General features: G+C 61.2%; 20 protein-coding genes. 5 read left to right on the top strand and 15 right to left on the bottom strand.

What is annotated here, in order from left to right; all coding sequences use genetic code 11:
• Positions 1-17: 17 nt before the first annotated feature.
• The gene (locus tag BV034_RS02270) at positions 18-398 is read right to left on the bottom strand and encodes a response regulator (RefSeq protein WP_050023702.1); all 381 of its coding nucleotides are present in this window, start codon (positions 396-398) and stop codon (positions 18-20) included.
• Positions 399-492: 94 nt separating this feature from the next.
• A complete protein-coding gene (locus BV034_RS02265) occupies positions 493-1,503 on the bottom strand; it encodes a HEAT repeat domain-containing protein (RefSeq protein WP_050023700.1) in 1,011 nt (336 codons plus the stop codon).
• 433 nt (positions 1,504-1,936) lie between these two features.
• Here BV034_RS02265 and BV034_RS02260 point away from each other — a divergent pair, with 433 nt between their 5' ends.
• Positions 1,937-3,403: a Gfo/Idh/MocA family oxidoreductase gene (locus BV034_RS02260; protein WP_050023698.1), complete on the top strand. Its 1,467-nt coding sequence runs from the start codon at positions 1,937-1,939 to the stop codon at positions 3,401-3,403.
• Between the two features lie 389 nt (positions 3,404-3,792).
• Here BV034_RS02260 and BV034_RS02255 read toward each other — a convergent pair whose 3' ends face one another.
• Positions 3,793-4,659, bottom strand: coding sequence for a LysR substrate-binding domain-containing protein (locus tag BV034_RS02255; protein ID WP_063768653.1), 867 nt, complete (start codon positions 4,657-4,659; stop codon positions 3,793-3,795).
• A gap of 115 nt (positions 4,660-4,774) precedes the next feature.
• Between BV034_RS02255 and BV034_RS02250 the strand changes: the two genes are divergently transcribed.
• From BV034_RS02250 to BV034_RS02240, 3 genes are read left to right on the top strand one after another with little or no spacing between them, the layout of a single operon-like run.
• Entirely contained in the window at positions 4,775-5,416 is a 642-nt protein-coding gene (locus BV034_RS02250; RefSeq protein ID WP_265592531.1) for an ankyrin repeat domain-containing protein, read from the top strand.
• A gap of 27 nt (positions 5,417-5,443) precedes the next feature.
• Complete coding sequence (locus BV034_RS02245; RefSeq protein WP_050023696.1) at positions 5,444-5,953, top strand: nucleoside deaminase; 510 nt, start codon at positions 5,444-5,446, stop codon at positions 5,951-5,953.
• Positions 5,953-7,212, top strand: coding sequence for a cyanate transporter (locus tag BV034_RS02240; RefSeq protein WP_050023694.1), 1,260 nt, complete (start codon positions 5,953-5,955; stop codon positions 7,210-7,212). Before BV034_RS02245 ends, BV034_RS02240 begins: the two co-directional genes overlap by 1 nt.
• A 21-nt stretch (positions 7,213-7,233) precedes the next feature.
• Here the strand turns inward: BV034_RS02240 and BV034_RS02235 are convergent, their stop codons facing one another.
• From BV034_RS02235 to BV034_RS02205, 7 genes are all read right to left on the bottom strand, one after another.
• On the bottom strand, positions 7,234-7,728 hold the full coding sequence (locus BV034_RS02235; protein ID WP_265592529.1) for a hypothetical protein: 495 nt from the start codon (positions 7,726-7,728) through the stop codon (positions 7,234-7,236).
• A 75-nt stretch (positions 7,729-7,803) separates the two neighbouring features.
• The gene (locus BV034_RS02230; protein WP_050023691.1) at positions 7,804-8,298 is read right to left on the bottom strand and encodes a hypothetical protein; all 495 of its coding nucleotides are present in this window, start codon (positions 8,296-8,298) and stop codon (positions 7,804-7,806) included.
• A 48-nt stretch (positions 8,299-8,346) separates the two neighbouring features.
• A complete protein-coding gene (locus BV034_RS02225; RefSeq protein ID WP_050023689.1) occupies positions 8,347-9,099 on the bottom strand; it encodes a glucose 1-dehydrogenase in 753 nt (250 codons plus the stop codon).
• Positions 9,100-9,140: 41 nt separating this feature from the next.
• Positions 9,141-9,965 carry an alpha/beta hydrolase gene (locus BV034_RS02220; protein ID WP_050023688.1) on the bottom strand — a complete coding sequence of 275 codons (825 nt, stop codon included), beginning with the start codon at positions 9,963-9,965 and terminating at the stop codon, positions 9,141-9,143.
• Positions 9,966-10,023: 58 nt separating this feature from the next.
• Positions 10,024-10,620, bottom strand: coding sequence for an isochorismatase family protein (locus tag BV034_RS02215; RefSeq protein ID WP_050023686.1), 597 nt, complete (start codon positions 10,618-10,620; stop codon positions 10,024-10,026).
• A 212-nt stretch (positions 10,621-10,832) separates the two neighbouring features.
• Complete coding sequence (locus tag BV034_RS02210; RefSeq protein WP_050023741.1) at positions 10,833-11,492, bottom strand: response regulator transcription factor; 660 nt, start codon at positions 11,490-11,492, stop codon at positions 10,833-10,835.
• Positions 11,493-11,511: 19 nt separating this feature from the next.
• On the bottom strand, positions 11,512-13,518 hold the full coding sequence (locus BV034_RS02205; RefSeq protein WP_265592528.1) for a PAS domain S-box protein: 2,007 nt from the start codon (positions 13,516-13,518) through the stop codon (positions 11,512-11,514).
• A 780-nt stretch (positions 13,519-14,298) separates the two neighbouring features.
• On the opposite strand from BV034_RS02205, the gene BV034_RS02195 reads away from it, so the two are divergent.
• Positions 14,299-14,958, top strand: a complete 660-nt coding sequence (locus BV034_RS02195; protein WP_050023677.1) for a hypothetical protein — start codon at positions 14,299-14,301, stop codon at positions 14,956-14,958.
• Between the two features lie 421 nt (positions 14,959-15,379).
• Here the strand turns inward: BV034_RS02195 and BV034_RS02190 are convergent, their stop codons facing one another.
• The 5 genes from BV034_RS02190 to BV034_RS02170 all read right to left on the bottom strand — a co-directional run.
• The gene (locus tag BV034_RS02190) at positions 15,380-15,790 is read right to left on the bottom strand and encodes a nuclear transport factor 2 family protein (RefSeq protein ID WP_050023676.1); all 411 of its coding nucleotides are present in this window, start codon (positions 15,788-15,790) and stop codon (positions 15,380-15,382) included.
• A gap of 4 nt (positions 15,791-15,794) precedes the next feature.
• The gene (locus tag BV034_RS02185; protein ID WP_050023675.1) at positions 15,795-16,400 is read right to left on the bottom strand and encodes a pyridoxamine 5'-phosphate oxidase family protein; all 606 of its coding nucleotides are present in this window, start codon (positions 16,398-16,400) and stop codon (positions 15,795-15,797) included.
• Between the two features lie 26 nt (positions 16,401-16,426).
• A complete protein-coding gene (locus tag BV034_RS02180; protein WP_050023674.1) occupies positions 16,427-16,870 on the bottom strand; it encodes a DUF5069 domain-containing protein in 444 nt (147 codons plus the stop codon).
• Between the two features lie 28 nt (positions 16,871-16,898).
• Positions 16,899-17,219 carry a thioredoxin gene (gene trxA, locus BV034_RS02175; RefSeq protein ID WP_050023673.1) on the bottom strand — a complete coding sequence of 107 codons (321 nt, stop codon included), beginning with the start codon at positions 17,217-17,219 and terminating at the stop codon, positions 16,899-16,901.
• Positions 17,220-17,312: 93 nt separating this feature from the next.
• Positions 17,313-17,941: TetR/AcrR family transcriptional regulator (locus BV034_RS02170; RefSeq protein WP_050023671.1), on the bottom strand; the 629-nt coding region annotated here is incomplete at its 5' end.

Here is a 17,941-nt window from a genome sequence, read left to right as displayed (position 1 = left end):
ACGACGGTGCCTCTCCCTCATGCCACGGCTCCTCCCGGAATGAGCCTGCTCACCCGGGCCACCAGTTCCGCCGGACTGAAAGGCTTCGTCAGATAATCATTTGCGCCCTGATCCAAGGCACCCACCACATCGGCATCACGATTGCGGGCGGAAAGCATCAGGACCGGGATCGACGCGGTGAGGGGATCACGACGCAATTCGCGAAGGGCCTCAAAGCCATCCATGACCGGCATCATGCCATCCAGGATGATTACGGACGGACGCTTGAGCCGCGCCTGCTCCAGTGCCTCTGCCCCATTGTAGGCAGAGATCAACTGCCATTGCTGCTGGGCCACCTTGAAGCCCACCACACGGTGGAGCAGCGGATCGTCATCGGCCAGAAGCACTTGATGTGTCATTGAAGTAGAAGTTATCATTATACCAAGAAACTTGCATCCTCGAATCCGAAACAGCTCCCCCCCCGTCAAACGAGGGGTGGCCTTCCACCCCATCTCACGCGCTGGCGTCGGTCGCCGCAGGCACGCGCCCACCCGACTGCCAACGCCGGAGGCCAGCCTCCGCGACCTGCCTGACGTCTGGGGAGGAGTCGTTTGCCAGGGCCTGGAGGGCCAGTTGTGCTGCTGACCCACCGCCCATGGAGCCCGCATAGGCCGCCACGGCCTGTCGCACTGCCGGTTCAGGATCAGCCGTCAGAGACGTCACCTTCATGATCTGCACGGGATCTGCCATGCGCTCCAGGGTTCGGATGGCCTCCAGTCGCACCGCTGAAGAATAGTCTGAGAGCTGCCAGGCCACCACATCCCCCAGCATCAGGTCATCTGCATCCGCGATTCCCGCCAGCAAGACCACCCGTTCCTGCGGATTCCTTGAACCCATGAGCGCCCTCGCCAGCTCATCGCCACGGCCGGGCAACGGTGCGAACTGCTTGACCACCTTTTGCGCCAGTTCCATGTCAAAGGCAGGTGTCGCCCGCAAAGGTGATAGCAAGGACTCCAAAGTGAGGCCCAGTGGCTGGCGGACAGAAAGCGCGTAGGCAGCCTCCAGACGCACCTTCCAGTCGGCATCGTACAGCGCCCGGGAGAGCTGGAGGTCCACATTGGAATCCGCCTGGGTCAACGCCAGCAGACGGCATGAGGAAATCTTGGTCTCGGGCGAGCCAGACACCAGATCGCGCAAGGCCGTGGCCTCCGCGCCGATGTGGTCCAACACCAGACGAAGCCGGTCGCGATATTGGCCACGCACGCGTTCCAGGAGTTCGAGGATCAAATGCAGAGCCTCGCTCATCTCCTCCGCCGTGCCGGGAAGAGGCAGCGCAGAGATCTGGCTTTGACCCTCCAGCACCGGGAGCAACTCCTGGAGCCACGCGTCTGAGAACTGCTCACGCCGATGGCTGACAGCGTCCGCCTGGCGTTTGCGCCAGATGCGAAAACCCCACACCGCCAAGCCAGCCACGACGGCCGTCAGGAGGGCGATCCAGATGGAGAGATAGGGCAGTCCGCTCATGTTGCTTCACCAGTCGCCTTCGCGCGTTCTGTAACTCCCTCAGCAAAAAGAACTTGATACTTCATTGTTTCTGGAAATTACCATACTCTTCCCCATCTCTCACCTGCAAATCCACGATCTTCTCGTCCGTCCCACAAATGGGGGTAGTCGGGCATCTACGGTGCGCTAGCGGGGCGGGGACGGATTCAATTTCCCACCAGCCACGGCACCAGGATGGCGCGATACACTGTCTCCCGCCCGGCGAATTCATACCACGTGAAATCCCGGGCCGATGGCGGCATCCCCAGGCAAAGATGCCTCGACAATCCTCAATTTTTCACGGTCTGGCGCGCAATAACCTCTGGTCAGCCCCGTTTGTTTCGCCTAGGCTTTTGATCCTTTTCTGACCGTTTTTGCACACTTTTTCACTGTCAAACCAAACCAAACCACACACATGTCAAGCAAAGCACTGAACCGCCGCCGCTTCCTCACGACGACCGCCGGACTGGCCGGGGGCGCCTTTACCTTCCCGAACCTCCTCCTCCACGGTCAAAACACCGCGAGCAAGAAGCTCAACATCGCGGTGATCGGTGCGCTTGGCAAAGGCCAGTCTGACACCCAGGCCATCGCTCTGGACCACAACATCGTGGCCCTCGTGGACGTGGACAAGAAGCGCGTGGAAGAAGCCGCCGCCAAGCACGCCAAGTACTTCACCGATGCCGGTCAGACGGCCCCCTCCACCTCGCCGAAGCTCTACCAGGACTTCCGCAAGATGCTGGACGAGAACCACAAGGACATCGACGGCGTCATCATCAGCACCCCGGACCACACCCACTTTGTGGCCGCCATGTGGGCTCTCGGCTACGGGAAGCACGTCTGCGTGCAGAAGCCCCTTTGTAACACGATCTGGGAAGTGCGCGAACTTCACAAGGCTGCCAAGGCTGCCGGCGTGGTGACCCAGATGGGCAACCAGGGCCGCACCATGGAAGGCCAGCGCCTCGCCAAGGAATGGATCGAACAGGGCGCAATTGGCACCCTCAAGGGCATCAACCTCTGGACGAACCGCCCCATCTGGCCCCAAGGCCCCCTCAAGAAGGTCGCCGCCACGGCTCCGGCCGAGCTCGACTGGGATCTGTGGCTCTCCAGCGAGGCCAGCGAGCCCTACTTTGAATTCGACATCCCGACTGGCCAGACCAACAAGCGCGGCAAGAGCGTGCATCCCTTCAACTGGCGTGGTTGGTGGCAGTTTGGCTCCGGTGCCCTCGGCGACATGGGCTGCCACATCATGGACGCCACCTTCAGCATCCTCGGCCAGGCCATCCCGGTGAAGATCGAGGTGGAGAGCGGCGAGGTCAGCGAGCATTGCGCCCCGACCTGGAGCAGCCTGAAGTACCACTTCGCCCCCGGCAAAAACAACCCCGAGCCTCTCGTGGTGAGCTGGCAGGACGGCGTCAAAGACGGTCAGGCCAACAAGCCGGCCAAACCCGAAATGATGGCCGACCTCAGCGAAGACGGCTGGAAGAAGGCCAGCAGCGGCATGATCTTCCAGGGTACGGAAGCCGTGGTGTACGAAGGCGACGCCTATTGCGCCAGCCCTTCCATCTACCCCAGCGCCAAGTTCTTGGACACCAAGAAGGCCATGGCCGCCGGCACCATCAAGAAGACCGAGGCTCGCAGTCCGAAGCCGAACAATCCGCAGGGCGAGTGGGCTCATTGCATCGTCAATGGTGGCACCCCGAGCTCCAACTTCGACTACTCCTGCCCGCTTACGGAGTTCGTTCTCCTCGGCAACCTCGCCATCCGCTCCGGCAAGACCGTGCAGTGGGACAAGGAAGCCATGAAGGTGACCAACGACGAAGGCGCCAACAAGTACATCAAGCGCGCTTCCTACCGCGACGGCTGGCTCAAGGCCAAAGCCTGATCGCTGACAACAATTCGTCCGCCAGAATGGGTGGCCGGCCCCACAGGACCGTCCGCCCAGCTTCCTCACTCTGACAGGCGCTGCGCCCCGCTGGATTCGCACCCCGGCGGGGCGTTCTTTTTTCTTCTTATTGTGATCACAAAGCAGTGCCCTCGTCTAAATGTTGAGGTGCTACTTGAAATGCTCTCATCGGTATCGCAGTCCGCCACCCGATGCCGGAGGCATCACAGCCATTAGCCGGATGGTTGAAGGAGCGTAGCGACTGACACCTCCGGAAGATCAAAATGGGTATGGCATCCCGGAGCGGATGCCAGCGACGTCCCTTTGCACCCCACGCGAACCTCTCTCGACCCGTCCAGCCCGAAGCATCACCTCACTTCTAAAAGGGCCTAGATGAGTAGAGAAAGCTGATGCGCCAGCTCCGTGATCAGCTCACCGGCATCCGTCCGGTGGTAGGTGGCGATCTCCATGTTGTCGATCAACGGCAATCCATGCGCCTCTCCCAAGACCTGATGAGCGGGCAGCACGGTGCGCACCGGCAACAGACTGATGCCCAGCCCATCTGCCACGGCCGCCTGAATGCCCGCCAGGCTTGAGCTGGAATAGACAATCCGCCAGCTCCGCCCGAGGGTCTCAAAGGTGTGGATCATGTCATCCCGGTAGAGCCCATGGGGTGGGAACACCACCAAAGGCACGGGATCCCGGTCAAAGGCTGGATTCGCCCGGCTGTCCACCCAGCAGAGCGGTTCCCGCCACCGCTGGACGCCTTCCTCCGTCCCTTTGCGCTGCTTGATGAGCCCCAGATCCAGCTCACCTCTCTCAAAAAGCCGCCGCAAGTCGCGGCTCAGACCACTGGTGATCTCCAGCTTCAGATTGGGGTGCCTGCCGGTGAATTCCACCAACATGCCGGTGAGCCGCCCGGCAGCGAAATCCTCCGGCACCCCCAGACGAATCGTCGTCTCCACCACCCCACGGGAGAGGGCATCCACCGCCTCCTCGTTCAGCGCCAGCAGACGGCGCGAGTAGCCAATCAGCCTCTCCCCGGCCGCCGTCAGGCGGACATCGCGACGGCTGCGGTCCAACACCGCATGACCGACCTGCTCCTCCAGCCGGGCGATCTTCTGGCTCACTGTGGACTGGGTGGAACTCAGGCGCCCCGCCGCCACCGTGAAGCTGCCGCAGTCCACCACCGACACAAAAGTGCGGAGCAGTTCCAGGTCGAGCAGGGAAACATTCACAAATTCAATAGATAGCATGTCATGATTTAATTTCCAAATACTAAGCAGATTGCGTAGCGTCCAAAACGGTACGGGAACTCTCAAACCCCTGTTCCCATGCCGTCCCGGTCACCATTGCTTCCCGCTCTGCGCCATGATCTCGGACCCCTTTTCCGCTCACGCCTCGGCCACCACCGATTCTTCATCGGCGGTGCGACTCGTGGCGGCAGCCAGCCGGGGCGACAGCAGGGCGGTTCTGGCAGCCCTCCATGAAGGAGTGCCGCTGGAGGCACGTGACCATCGTCGCCGCACCGCCCTCCTCGCAGCCGTGCAGGGCAATCACGTGGAAACGGCCCGACTGCTGATGGAAGCAGGAGCGGACGTGAACGCCCGGGATGCCGTGCTCGCCAGTCCTTTCATGACGGCCGCCTCCCAAGGCCTGCCGGATCTGCTGGCGCTGACGCTCCGCCATGGGGCCAATGTCCACAGCACGGACCGCTTTGAAAGCACCGCCCTCATGGCCGCCGCAGAGCGCGGGGATGTGGAAACGGTGAAGGTGCTCCTTGAGAGCGGGGTGGAGGTGGATCACATCAACTGGCTCGATTGGACCGCTCTGCTCCAGGCAGTGATCTTTGGCGATGGCGGCGCGGCCTATGTGGAAATCGCCCGACTGCTCCTGAATGCAGGGGCCGATGTAAACCTTCCCGATGGCGAAGGGGTCACGGCTTTGAAACACGCGAACCAGCGTGGGCAGATTGAAATGGCCGGACTGCTCCTGGCCGCCGGCGGTCGCTGAGGTCAGCGCCACGCCTTGCTCAAAATCATGACGACGACCCTTGTCACCCCCACCTCTGTTGCACCGGATGTCTTTCTCCAGGAAGCCATTGATCTGGCTGTGACCAACATCTCTGAAGGGGGCCGGCCGTTTGGTGCCGTGGTGGTGAAGTACGGGCGGGTTATCTCCCGCGGGGTCAATGAAATAAACCTCTCCAACGACCCGACCGCGCACGCGGAGATGCAGGCCGTGCGCGCCGCCAGCCAGGTGCTGCAGTCTCCGCTGCTGGAGGGTTGCACCGTCTATGCCAGTGGGCACCCCTGCCCCATGTGCCTGGCCGCCATGCGGATGGCGGGCATTAGCGAGGTCACCTACGCCTTTACCAACCGGGAGGCTGAGCCCTATGGCCTGTCCACGGCCGCGATTTACGAGGAACTGGGCATGACGACCAGCCTGCGTCACCTCCGCCTCGTGCACGTCCCGCCTGAAATCACAGGGCAGCATCCCTACGAGGCATGGGCCAATGCCCGCGGCATCCCGGCCACCGCCTTCTCGTGATGCATCCCCACGAGGAAACAACCTTGCCCACCCGCCCGGCCCACACGCTTCTGCTGCTGGCCACCGTGGTGTTGACGGGTGTGAACCTGCGCTCCTTCCTCACCGCCGCCGGCCCGCTGGCTGCGGACATCCAGCGTAGCACAGGCCTCTCCCAGCAGGGCATGGCCTGGCTCACCTTTCTGCCAGTCGCTCTCATGGGGGCCGGAGCTTTTGCCTCACCCTGGGTAGCCCGCAAGCTTGGCTCGCGACGCGCCATCCTGATCGCGCTCGCCATGCTTGGGCTGGGTTCCCTTTTGCGTTTTGAGGCTCACAGTGGTCTCGCCCTCATTGGCACGGCCGCCCTGTGCGGGTTGGGTGTGGCCGTCGTACAGGCGGTATTTCCTGCCGTGATCAAGGCGCAAATGCCCCTCTGGCTGGCACCCGTGATGGGACTCTACTCTGCGGCCATGATGGGCGGCGGAGCCTTGGGAGCACAACTTTCGCCCCTGATGGCCCACACCTTGGGAGACTGGCGCATTGCTCTCGCCATCCTGGGTCTGCCCTGTCTGCTGGCCCTGGGGCTGGCATGGATTGCCCTGCCGGCATCTGACACCTGCTCACAGACCCGCCCCGTTCCTCTTGCGCCTCTCCTGCGTTGTCCACGGGCCTGGCTGCTCATGCTCTGCTTTGGCCTGGTCAACGGCGGTTACTCCTCTCTCGTGGCCTGGCTTGCCCCGTTCTATCAGACGCATGGCTGGAGCGCGGCGGGCAGCGGCAGTCTGGTGGCAGTCATGACCCTTTCTCAAGCAGCGGCCGCCTTGCTGCTGCCCATCCTCGCCCGTCGCAATCTGGACCGGCGCACCTGGCTTTGGCATTCGCTGGCCTTGCAGGCAGTTGCGTTCATGGGACTGGTAGCATGGCCCGACCTCTACCCCAAGCTTTGGGCTGCGGTCGGCGGCGCAGGATTGGGAGGTTTCTTCGCTCTCTTTATGGTGGTGGCTCTGGACCATGACCATCGCCCGGCTCATGCCGCCGCTCTGAGCGCAGTGATGCAAGGAGGCGGGTTCCTCCTCGCCGCCCTTGCCCCCTGGCTGGCTGCCGTGCTGCACGACTACACGGACGGATTCACCGCTGGCTGGCTGGTGCATCTGGGTTGCATCGCCGTCGTGGCAGGACTGACAGCCAGACTGTCCCCAGCAGGATATACAGATGCCCTGGCCTGCAGGGAGAACGCAACCCCACGGGGGCGGTCTCCAGAGCCGGATGCTTCCCTTCCGTGAACCCTTCCACAAGGGGTCAGATCAGCCAGGACCTTTGTTAGACAAGGGAATGCCTGCGTCTTGAAGCAACTTGTTCAGGAAGCGAGGCGAACCTTCCACGGTCACCGTCGCCACCTGCGTGCCGTCCTGAAACCAATAGACCTGGTAGCATTGATAGCAGATCAGGAAATCGTGGATGTGCCCGGCTGCCACCGTCCGCACCGCGTGCCGCGGAACAAAGCACCTCACACTCGATCCATCAGACGCCTTCTGTGCCCTATACAGCTCCTCCGCCACCTGCCGGGACTGCTCCTTGTCGAGGGGAGTTTGCCCAAGGATCTTGTACCCATGCAGCGTCTCATCGACAGCATCACGGCTTCGCCGTGGATTCAGGGAATAAAGCACCACCGAGTCGGCCGACTTGAACAACCTTCCATAGTAGGAAGGCGGTTCACCGCTTGGACTCAGCGTGCGGCAACTCACCCCAAGCAGGCACAATAGCAGAACGACAAGGCGAAGCGGAGCAGCGGCTTTCATGAGGAAAAGTGGCTGCCGACCAGGCAAGCCACGAGTCCTGATTGAAGCCACCTCACCCTGGGATGACAAGGAATATCACCGCGCCCCTGCGGGCTTCCCTGCACGCAGTCGCCGCACCTGCAAGAAGACCCCAATCAGCAGCAGCACCAAGCATACACCCGCCGCGGCTTGCAGCTCCGGTCCTTCGCGATCCTTTACCAACGGATTGCCCACCGGCAGACGTGTCGTGGTCTCCGTGATGGCCGGGATCATGTGGAAAAAGAAGGTGACGGAGTAGCTCACCACTTCCACCACCTTGCCGGACTTGCCGAACCAGCCGCGGGTGCCAGCACCCCAGGCAATCAACAGCACCACCAGAGTGATGACGCCGAGTGCATGTGGAGCGCCAAAGCCCCCATGCTGGAAGATGCCAAATCCTGTGAGGCAGGTGAGAACGGTACCCCAGAGGTAGATCTGGCCCACCGTATTGCCGGTGATGATCTGCTTGTCCCTGATGAAGGCGTAGATTCCGGCAAAGACCGCCACCAGACTGATGACGGTGTGAATGAGGCCCAATGTGGTCAATCCCATGGTGTTCCTTTCTGATGAGGTTGAAAGAGGATGTGTTGACTCCTGAACTCACCGCAGACCGCCCGCGACGTAGAGGGTCTCACCGGTCATCCAGGAGGAGTCATCGGAAGCGAGGAACACCACGCCGGTGGCGATGTCCGCAGGCTGGCCCACACGCCCCAAGGGCAGGCCCGCCCCCATCTCCCGGAACTTGTCAGCCAGCCCCTGGGCATGCACGCCATCCGTTTCAATAGGTCCTGGATTGATCGAGTTCACCCGGATCTTTTTGGGAGCCAGTTCCTTGGAGAACGTGCGAGTCAGGCCGTCCACAGCAGACTTCGTGGCGTTGTACACGCCGGAGTTGGCTGGGGAATAGGTGGCCACCACCGAGCTCACGTTGACGATGGCGCCTCCCGCCTCGCCAAAGTACTTGAGCGACTCCTGCATGGCGAGGATGAGCCCGAGCACGTTGAGGTTGAACATCTTGTGGAAGTGCTCTTCCGTGATCTGCCCCAGCGGAGCGAAGTCGTACACCCCAGCGTTGTTCACCAGGATATCGAGCTGGCCATAGAGCGCCTTGGTCTCGGCAAAGAGACGCTCGATGTCCGCTTGTTCGGACATGTTGGCGTGCACGGCTGCGGCTTTTCCGCCGTCGGCGATGATCTCCGCCACCACCTGATCAGCAGCTTCTTTGCTGGACGAGTAGTTGACGATCACAGACGCGCCCTCAGCGGCGAGGTACTTGGCAACGGAGGCACCGATGCCTTTGGAGGCTCCGGTGACGATGGCTGTCTTGCCGGACAGTTTTGATTGAGTGGACATAGGAAGATGGACGGATGAAAGTTTGTTCCCCGGGGGAGATCTCAGCTCTGCGCAAAGGCGAGCAGGTCGGCATTGAGCTGATCCTTGCTGGTGTCCCCCAGGCTGTGGGTGCCACCGGGATAGATCTTGAGTTCGGCGTTGGGGATGAGTTTCACCGCCTCATGGGCGGAAGCACCGATGGGCACAATCTGGTCGTCATCTCCGTGGATGATGAGCGTAGGCACATCGAACCTCTTGAGATCCTCGGTAAAGTCGGTTTCAGAGAAGGCCTTGATGCAGTCATACGCGTTCTTGTGACCAGACATCATCCCCTGCATCCACCAGGACTGGATGAGTCCCTGCGAAACCTTGGCTCCCGGCCGGTTGAAGCCGAAGAAGGGTCCGCTGGCCACGTCCAGAAAGAACTGGGACCGATCAGCAAGGTAAGCCTGGCGGAAGCCCTCGAAGACCTCCATGGGCAGACCACCTGGATTGGCCTCCGTCTTGAGCATGATCGGTGGCACCGCTCCCATGAGCACAGCCTTGGAAACCCGCGCCGTGCCATGGCGACCGATGTAGCGCGCCACTTCGCCACCACCGGTCGAGTGACCGACCATGACGATGTCTTTCAGATCCAGCAGATCAAACAGCTCTGCCAGATCGTCCGCGTACTGGTCCATGTGGTTGCCATCCCACGGCTGGCTGGAGCGCCCATGCCCACGGCGGTCGTGCGCGATGCAGCGGAAACCCTGGGATGCGAGGAAAAACATCTGTGCTTCCCACGCGTCGGCGGTCAGAGGCCAGCCGTGACTGAAGGTGATAACCGGCCCCTTGCCCCAGTCTTTGTAGTAGATCTCGGTGCCGTCTTTGGTGGTGAACTTGCTCATGTTGGATGGATGGTTTGATGGTTTTGCTTGCTCGTTTGAAGGAGTTCTGAAAATGAAGTCAGGATGCGGAGCCAGGGCTTGGCACTCGCACCCCTTGGTCCGCGAGGAGGGACCTCACGGCATCACGGTGCGGTCCGTCGAACCAGTCGCGTTGCAGCTCCAGCAGGAAAGGGACTGCCGTGAGAGACACAGCACCCGCTTGCTCCATGCGCCGGAAGGCGGCACGCTGTGCCCGTTTGCTGCGCCCTGAGGAGGCATCTTCCACAACATACACGCCATAGCCATCCGTCAGCGCCTGAAGCGCCGGCAAGGCCAGGGAAACCTCTGCGAAAGGTGAGGCCATCACCAGATTCCTCCTCCCAGACTGGCGAAGCTCCCTCTGGAACTTCGGGCAGTCCCAGGCGTTGATCCCCGCCCTGTGTACCACTTGGGTTTCAGGAAACAGGCTCGACAGCCAGGGAGCGGCAGCTCCGCCTCCCGCCACTGTGATGATCACCGGGAGGCTGAAAAGCGCTGTCGTCCGGGCAAGCAGACCCGCTGGCGAGTTTTCATTCAGGCTGGAATCTTCAGGAAGCATCTCAGGTTGAAAGTCGATGAATATCACCGTGCAGTTGTCCGGGGTCAGCAGGCCTTTGTCGGTGGTGCTCACACTCATGTCGTCATTCCCTTCCCGTGGTGGGCGTCAGTTGACCGCCTCCAGTTTGCTCCACGACCTCGTCTTCCGCCATTGCCCGGGCGGGCGGATTTCCCACCCCTCCGAGGGATGAGAAATGCCTCCTCCTTTTGGATGAGATGCCCGCAGTTTTCGAGTCTGGAAGGCAGCTCTTCCTCGAAGAGGGATGCGGCCACTCTGGCACCTATGGCGGTCTAAAGCTGCACCAATCCCCGCCTGCTGGCCGCGGCCACGGCTTCCGTCCGGCTCAAGACATTGAGCTTCGCGAAGATGCTCCGCAAATGGGACTTCACTGTCGTCTCCCCGATGTAAAGATGCGTGCCGATCTCCTTGTTGCTCCGCCCCTTGGCCAGCAGCCCCAGCACCTCCAGCTCCCGCCCGGTTAGCGGCTCATTGGCCAGACCAGAGGCCAGCTTCGCCACGAGGCTGGGCGAAATGACGGTCTCCCCGGCATACACCTTCCGGATGCAGGCCAGCAGTTCCTCCCGCGGCGCATCCTTGAGCAGATACCCCTTCGCTCCAGCCTTGATCGCCATGGAGATGTCCGCATCTGTGTCAAATGTGGTGAGCACCACCACCCGGGCGGACGGCTGCCGCTGCCGTATTTCCTCGATCGCCCCCACGCCATCCAGCACCGGCATGCGCAGGTCCAGCAGGGCCACGTCGGGCTGACACCTGCCCCACAGCTCCACCGCCTCCCTCCCATTGGCCGCCTGACCCACCACTTCCATGTCCGGCTGCCGTCCAATGATGGACGCCAGCCCCTCCAGCACCGTCACATGATCATCCGCCACCAGCACCCGGATGGTGCCGGTACCGTCGCAGAGGGAGTGTGTGCTAGAACCTTGGGTCATGGAGCGCAGATGCCCGGTATCATTCCGCATTTTTGCCGCAGGGCAAGACAATGACCACCCGGGTTCCGTTGCCGGGGCCTCCCTCGACCGCCACCGTCCCACCCAAGGTCCCAGCACGCTCGTGGATTCCCACCAGGCCGAATCCATCATGCCGCGCCAAGGGATCGAATCCCCTCCCATTGTCACGCAACAGAAACTGGACCGATTCCGCACCGAACGTGAGCCGCGTTTCAAACTCGGTCGCACCGGCATGACGCAGGGTGTTGGTCAGGACTTCCTGGCCAATACGCAGGAGATTCTCATCCCATCCGGATGGCAAGCCTCGTGGTGTCCCTTCGACGTGAAGCCTAGCCTGCACACCCGTTCCCGATGTCATTTTCTGGAATAGTTCTGCCAAGGCATCCACCAGGGGCCGGGTCTCCAGCGCGAGAGGGCGCAGGGCCCTCACCGAACGGCGCGCCTCTGCCAGGCTCTCCCGGGCCAGCTCACTGGCACGTGCGATGTGTCGATCTGCTTCGTCCTCGAGATGCTGGCCCCGGGCATCCGCCGCCGCCTCCAGCTGAATGATCACCCCCGTGAAACCCTGGGCCAGAGTGTCGTGAATATCACGGGCCATGCGGTTTCGCTCTTCGATCACCGCTGAGGCCCTCCGCTGCTCCGAAGCCCGCAGATCGTCCGCGGCCTGCTTGCGCTCGATGGCGATGCTGGCGAGATGGGCACACTGCTCCGCGAGACGCTGCTCGCGTGGGGTCGGCCAGCCCGGTTTGCGTGTATAACTGGCAAAGGTGCCCAAAACCCGGCCATTGGATGCCAGAATAGGAGACGACCAGCAGGAACGCAGTCCGCTCCCCAGTGCGGCATCTCTGTACAGACAGCCAAAGGGATCCGTCTCAATATCCGCCACCACAATCTGCTGCTGGAAGTGCACGGCACGACCACAGGGCCCCGTCTCAGGCCCCACCAAGGCACCGTCCACCGCTTTCACCAAGGCTCCTGGAAGGCGCGATGAGGTCGCGTGCCACAGCTTCTGAGTCGATTCTTCGTAGAGCAAAATGGAGCAGAGAGTCGAGGGAAAGGCCTCCTCCATCATTTCACAGAGGCGCTCCAGCACTGCGGTCAGGTCATCGCCACGCGCGATCATCTCCAGCATCCGCTTTTCCGAGTTCAACATCGTTTCCGCCCGCTTGCGGTCATCAATGTCCGTGGTCTGGCCATACCACTTCACGAGCGTCCCCGAGGCATCATGCAGCGGCACTCCTCGAAAGAGGAACCAACGGTACACGCCATCATGACGGCGCAGGCGACACTCCATTTCCCCCGCCTTGCCGGATACCAGCATCGCCCGCCAGTAGCCTTCGAGCTGCAACAGGTCGTCGGAATGCACCGCCGCCGCCCACCCCCACCCTGCTGCCTCCTCCATGCTGAGGCCCGTGTAGCTGAGCCAGCGCTGGTTCAGGAAATCCACGTGCCCGTCCGGCATCGCACTCCAGATCAGGCCAGGTGTCGTGTGGGTGGCGAGCTGGAACTGCTCCTTCAGATCCTCCATCTCGCGCAGGGCGGACTCCAATGAAGTCTGAGTGGCCCGCTGCTCGGTGACATCGCGGCAGGAGCAGATGACCAGCTCCCGTCCACCAAAGTGACCTCGAGCCAGCCGCAGCGACACTTCCTTGGTCACGCCATTTTGACAGCGGAGTGTGCGCCACACGGTCCGGGCTTCTCCGGCAGTGGCGGAAGCCAAATGCGCCTGAATTTCCTCCTTGTCCGCACACACCACGAGATCCCACGGTCGCATTCCCTTGAGCTCCGTCACCGAGTAGCCAGTGAGAGCAACCGCCGCCGGATTCGCCTCCACGATCACCCCATCGGGCTCCGCGATGAAAACGGCCTCTGCGATGTGGTGGAAGAAACCCTCCATCTGCTCCATGCGACGATGGCAATCGGCGAGCCGTTGCCGGCATCGCTCTAGTTCCCGGCGCAATCCGGCCTCCGAGACCGGTGGGAGTTGAGTCTGGGGATCGGGCGGCACCTTGCTCACCCTGACATCGAACCATGAATTGGCAGGCGATCAACGTCGAAAAGGCAGGCGCGACATTCCTCTCCCCTTCGGCGCACCAGATTGCGGGAATTGGCTTGCACCTTCTCCCATTTCACGGCAAAAAACTTCCCATGGAAGCGGAGCAAACCGCCAGACCCCCATCGCATCTGCTCGTTCGGGCACCACGCTCACGAGGCTCCCGGAGGGGCATGGCAGCGTGCGCCATTCTGGTGACCGCGTTTCTTGGAGTTTGGTTCTACGCCACAGGGAAAGCGTGCATCGACATTTTCCATTCCATGAATTTTTCTCCCATTGCGGCAGCTGTGGGGCTTACATTCTTCGCCTTCGGCTTTGCGGGACTCTGGTTGCTCTGGTCGCTTCGTCTGCTTGTGTTTCCCTACCAACTCGTGATCGACCGCCAGTTCATGCGGATATGGCATCAGTGGGGCGGGCATCGCCCGCACACGTCTGACATATCCGGCTGCACCGCAATCGTAGTGGCACCCGCCTGGTCCAGGCACTCCTGGCCCTACTATATTACAGCCCGCTGCAGGGAACGAACCGTGCACATCCTCAGGTCCGAGTCTTCGTTCGGCAGCGAGACAACTGCGTTAAGAGAAGGATCCCGCGATGCCAGGCGCATCGCTGATTTCCTCAATGTGCTGGAGGAGTGGAGCGAGGGCGCACTAGCCCAATTGAATCGACAACTACACCCGACTTGAAAAGTGTGATGTTTACCAAACTGCCTCGAGATTGATCAGACTGTCAGGCATGAAGACCCAAATCCAGATGAAGCGAAACATTCTTACGTTTTTCCTCGCATGCATCGTTGCTGGTAGTTCCCACGCAGAAGACAAAAAACTGTCTCCCGTTCAGGCCGAAATCGAACTGCTGGCGTTGCTTAGCTCCATCATCGATGAGCATTGGACCGTGTTTTTTGCCGCAAACAACAGGACGATCAACCTAACCTGCACTATCATGGTGAATGGACGCTACGGAGGTCTGAAGAGCGAATCGGTAGATGAGCTTCGCCAGTCCTCTTTCTCCATCAAGTTGGTGCCCTTCATTGATCCCGAAAACTATACAGAACTGGCCACAAAACAGAAGGAAACCGCCAACGCAGCCCTGGAAAAGGCCTTGAACACTATTCCGTTCAAGTTTCCACCCGACGTACCTTACATGCGAATGCACCAGTTTCTCGCTCCGACATCTACCGAGGAGTGGGCCACTTACCTGGAATTTCTGACAGCAGAAGAACAAGTGCGGATGCGCCCCCAGTTCCACTGGCGTTCACATGGCGTCTGGACCGAAGGGCGCCGACTAGTCATACCAGCCAACCCTGAGAGTGCGGAGGCCAAGACCGTGCTAAAGACAGTCGACGAGATCCTGCGCCAGTTTACACCTTATCCCCAGGATACAAATTCGCGGTAGCGCAGCTTCGACAGACACTGGGCCTTTCCATGAAGAACGCTGGGAGTATGCGGTGTCGCCCTACAGCCCAGATGGCCTGGCCACGAGACCCCATGCAATCTCATGGGACGTTTGCAACGAACCGGGACAGGAATGTCCCTCGCTCCTTTTACTGACGGCACGGTCTGGCAAAGTAGATACACCGCGTAAACGCGGAACTCCAACCCTCTCCGGTCCTCCAGCAGGGTTGGAGTTCCGCATTTATGCGGTCAGGACCGCGAGGCCCATCATTGCGATTTCTTAAGAGATTACCTCGAACCCCAACCGACGCACCGACGCACCGACGCACCGACGCACCGACGCACCGACGCACCGACGCACCGACGCACCGACGCACCGACGCACCGACGCACCGACGCACCGACGCACCGACGCACCGACCTCAAAGCCTCCGCTCCGCCTCCGCAATGGGCTGGTCATTGATGCTCGCATAGCGGCACTTCATGTACCCCAGCTCATCAAACTCCCAGTTCTCGTTGCCGTGGCTGCGATACCACTGGCCGCTGTCATCATGCCACTCGTATTCAAAACGCACGGCAATGCGGTTGCCAGTGAAGGCCCAGAGCGTCTTCTTCAGCCGGTAGTCCAGCTCCCTCGACCACTTGCGGCGGAGGAACTCGACAACTGCGGCACGACCGTTGACGAACTCCGCCCGGTTGCGCCATTCCGTGTCCTCGGTGTAGGCCAGGGAGACCCTCTCCGGGTCACGGCTGTTCCAGGCATCTTCCGCAGCTTGGACTTTGGCCCGGGCGGATTCTTCGGTGAAGGGAGGGAGGGGAGGTCTTGGATTCATGGTTCTATTTTGCTTTCGGTTGGCTTGCAAGTTGGGCTTCGAGTTCAGCGAGGCGGGCTCTCATCGGCGCCACCGCCGCCTCCACCTCTTCAGCCGTATAGCGCGGGGTGATGTACTGTGGACAGTTCCAGTCAAAGGAAACAACCTGGATGACGAACACGCGCTCCGTGAGGGCGGCCATTTCCGGCTGAGCCACCTTCTTCACCAGATCAGGATGCTCGCGGGCATCCAGCACCTTGGCGTGGCCCATGATCTTGAGCCGCTCCTTGTTGGGGTAGTCCATCAGGAACAGGCTGACGCGATCGTTCACGGAGACATTGCCGGTGCTGAGCATCTGCCGGTTCCCGCGGAAGTCCGCAAAGGCCAGCTCGGAGGGTGACAGGACTTTGAGAAATCCTGGAGGACCTCCGCGATGCTGCAGATAGGGCCAGCCGGTCTCCGCCACACTGGCCATGTAGAAGCTGTCCCGGGTGGCAATGAACATCGCTTCTTCGGGAGTCAACCGGTCATCCTGGCTGGCGGCGGCAGGCACTCTGGCCTTGCCAAAGTAATGCTGCTGTGCCTCCAGTACGGCGGGGGTGCTGACCATTTCACGATATCGCTCAGCCATGACAAGGATACAGTTGGAAGTTCAAATCAGGCCTCGCCACCGAAGGCCACATAATCGTCAAGATCGAGACGGTCGAACACGGTGGCAATGTCATCCCGCTCCGGATTCAGCCGCCGGATCTCGGCCGTAAACCAGTCGCGGCGTTCGACGCCATGGTAGGCAAAGGTTTCCGTCCAGGCCGCCCACTGGGCGATTTCAAAAGGGCTGCGCTTGTTGGGCGCCGTTTCCTGAACCCATTGCAGGATCGCCCAGTCCCCACCACCGGCCTTCACTCTCTCCAGCAGGGCATCGGGATCGATGCCCGTGAAGCGGTAGAAGTGCCAGTCAGTGGGGTTGCCGTAACGGTACTCCCCAAGAGTGCCAGCGATCGCTGCACGCGCTTTGTCGAGGATGCGGGGGAGGATGGTGTATCCGCCCAGACGGACTCGGGGGCTACGCGGCGGGGCTTGGGTGAGGTCAGGTGCTTTCATGGGGAGTGATACGGTTGGATGGGGCCTTTTAAGCGCCGCGGGCGATCAGGGATTCGATGGCCGACTTGGACTGCGCGCCGCGCACCGTCGCCACCGGCTGGGCGTCCTTGAAGACGATCAGCGTGGGGATGCTGCTGATGCCGTAGCGCTGGGCGAGATCGGGGGCCTCATCCACATTCACCTTGGCCACCACCGCCTTGCCCTGCTGCTCACCCGCCACCTGCTCGATCACCGGGCCCATCATGCGGCACGGACCACACCACTCGGCGTGGAAGTCCACCAGTACGGGCTGGGAGGTGGAGGCAAGCGTACGGTCGAAGGATTGGGAACTGAGTTCAATGGCTTTCATAAACTTGGTACTTTCGCAGTCGATTTAATCTTTGGGGTTTAATATAGACAGACAAGTCTGTCTGTTTTGTGTTCAATGAAAAACTCTTTCTGCTTATGCCGGAAGGCCCTCGCACAGCGCCAGTGCCGCTGTCTTGGCAGAGTCAGCCGGCCAGGTATTGCGGGCGTTCTGCGATTCCATCACCGCACCGCTGTACAACAGGAAAAACGTGTCACCAAGAAGCCGGGACTCTGCCGAAGCCCCGCCTCTGACCTGCGCCGCCAGCTCCTGCCAAAACTCGCGGTTGCCCGCCTTGTGCGCGCGGATCGTTTCCCGAACCTCGCTGGAAGCCTCCAACATGGAGGCCGTGATCGAAAACGGGCACCCGCGGAAGTCGGAGCCCTTCACATACCGACGCAGTCCGTCGAACTTCTTTGCCACCTTCTCCAGCGGCGTCCGAGGATCTGCCAGGAGCTTCTCGTGCGCTGTCGCCGTCTCTGCCGCATCGGCCTTCAGCCACTCCAGGCAGAGCTTCTCCTTGCTCTTGAAGTGGGCATAGAACGTCGCCTTGGCCACACCGGACTTCTCAATGATCTCATTGATGCCCACCAGCTCATACCCGCGGCTCGCGAACAACGCGGCGGCGGTGCTGAGGATCTGGTTGCGAGCATCGGACATGGCGAGATCATAGACAGACTTGTCTGTATTGTCAAAAGGAATTTTCCCAGTCCATCCTCGCGCCC

This window comes from Verrucomicrobium sp. BvORR034 (assembly GCF_000739635.1).
Lineage (GTDB): Bacteria > Verrucomicrobiota > Verrucomicrobiia > Verrucomicrobiales > Verrucomicrobiaceae > Verrucomicrobium.
This window is presented reverse-complemented; position numbering and strand designations above follow the sequence as displayed.

Coding starts and splice junctions, on each gene's coding strand:
- BV034_RS02270 (WP_050023702.1), bottom strand. CDS start 398: ATGACACATCAAGTGCTTCTGGCCGATGACGATCCGCTGCTCCACCGT.
- BV034_RS02265 (WP_050023700.1), bottom strand. CDS start 1,503: ATGAGCGGACTGCCCTATCTCTCCATCTGGATCGCCCTCCTGACGGCC.
- BV034_RS02260 (WP_050023698.1), top strand. CDS start 1,937: ATGTCAAGCAAAGCACTGAACCGCCGCCGCTTCCTCACGACGACCGCC.
- BV034_RS02255 (WP_063768653.1), bottom strand. CDS start 4,659: ATGCTATCTATTGAATTTGTGAATGTTTCCCTGCTCGACCTGGAACTG.
- BV034_RS02250 (WP_265592531.1), top strand. CDS start 4,775: ATGATCTCGGACCCCTTTTCCGCTCACGCCTCGGCCACCACCGATTCT.
- BV034_RS02245 (WP_050023696.1), top strand. CDS start 5,444: ATGACGACGACCCTTGTCACCCCCACCTCTGTTGCACCGGATGTCTTT.
- BV034_RS02240 (WP_050023694.1), top strand. CDS start 5,953: ATGCATCCCCACGAGGAAACAACCTTGCCCACCCGCCCGGCCCACACG.
- BV034_RS02235 (WP_265592529.1), bottom strand. CDS start 7,728: ATGAAAGCCGCTGCTCCGCTTCGCCTTGTCGTTCTGCTATTGTGCCTG.
- BV034_RS02230 (WP_050023691.1), bottom strand. CDS start 8,298: ATGGGATTGACCACATTGGGCCTCATTCACACCGTCATCAGTCTGGTG.
- BV034_RS02225 (WP_050023689.1), bottom strand. CDS start 9,099: ATGTCCACTCAATCAAAACTGTCCGGCAAGACAGCCATCGTCACCGGA.
- BV034_RS02220 (WP_050023688.1), bottom strand. CDS start 9,965: ATGAGCAAGTTCACCACCAAAGACGGCACCGAGATCTACTACAAAGAC.
- BV034_RS02215 (WP_050023686.1), bottom strand. CDS start 10,620: ATGAGTGTGAGCACCACCGACAAAGGCCTGCTGACCCCGGACAACTGC.
- BV034_RS02210 (WP_050023741.1), bottom strand. CDS start 11,492: ATGACCCAAGGTTCTAGCACACACTCCCTCTGCGACGGTACCGGCACC.
- BV034_RS02195 (WP_050023677.1), top strand. CDS start 14,299: ATGAAGACCCAAATCCAGATGAAGCGAAACATTCTTACGTTTTTCCTC.
- BV034_RS02190 (WP_050023676.1), bottom strand. CDS start 15,790: ATGAATCCAAGACCTCCCCTCCCTCCCTTCACCGAAGAATCCGCCCGG.
- BV034_RS02185 (WP_050023675.1), bottom strand. CDS start 16,400: ATGGCTGAGCGATATCGTGAAATGGTCAGCACCCCCGCCGTACTGGAG.
- BV034_RS02180 (WP_050023674.1), bottom strand. CDS start 16,870: ATGAAAGCACCTGACCTCACCCAAGCCCCGCCGCGTAGCCCCCGAGTC.
- trxA (WP_050023673.1), bottom strand. CDS start 17,219: ATGAAAGCCATTGAACTCAGTTCCCAATCCTTCGACCGTACGCTTGCC.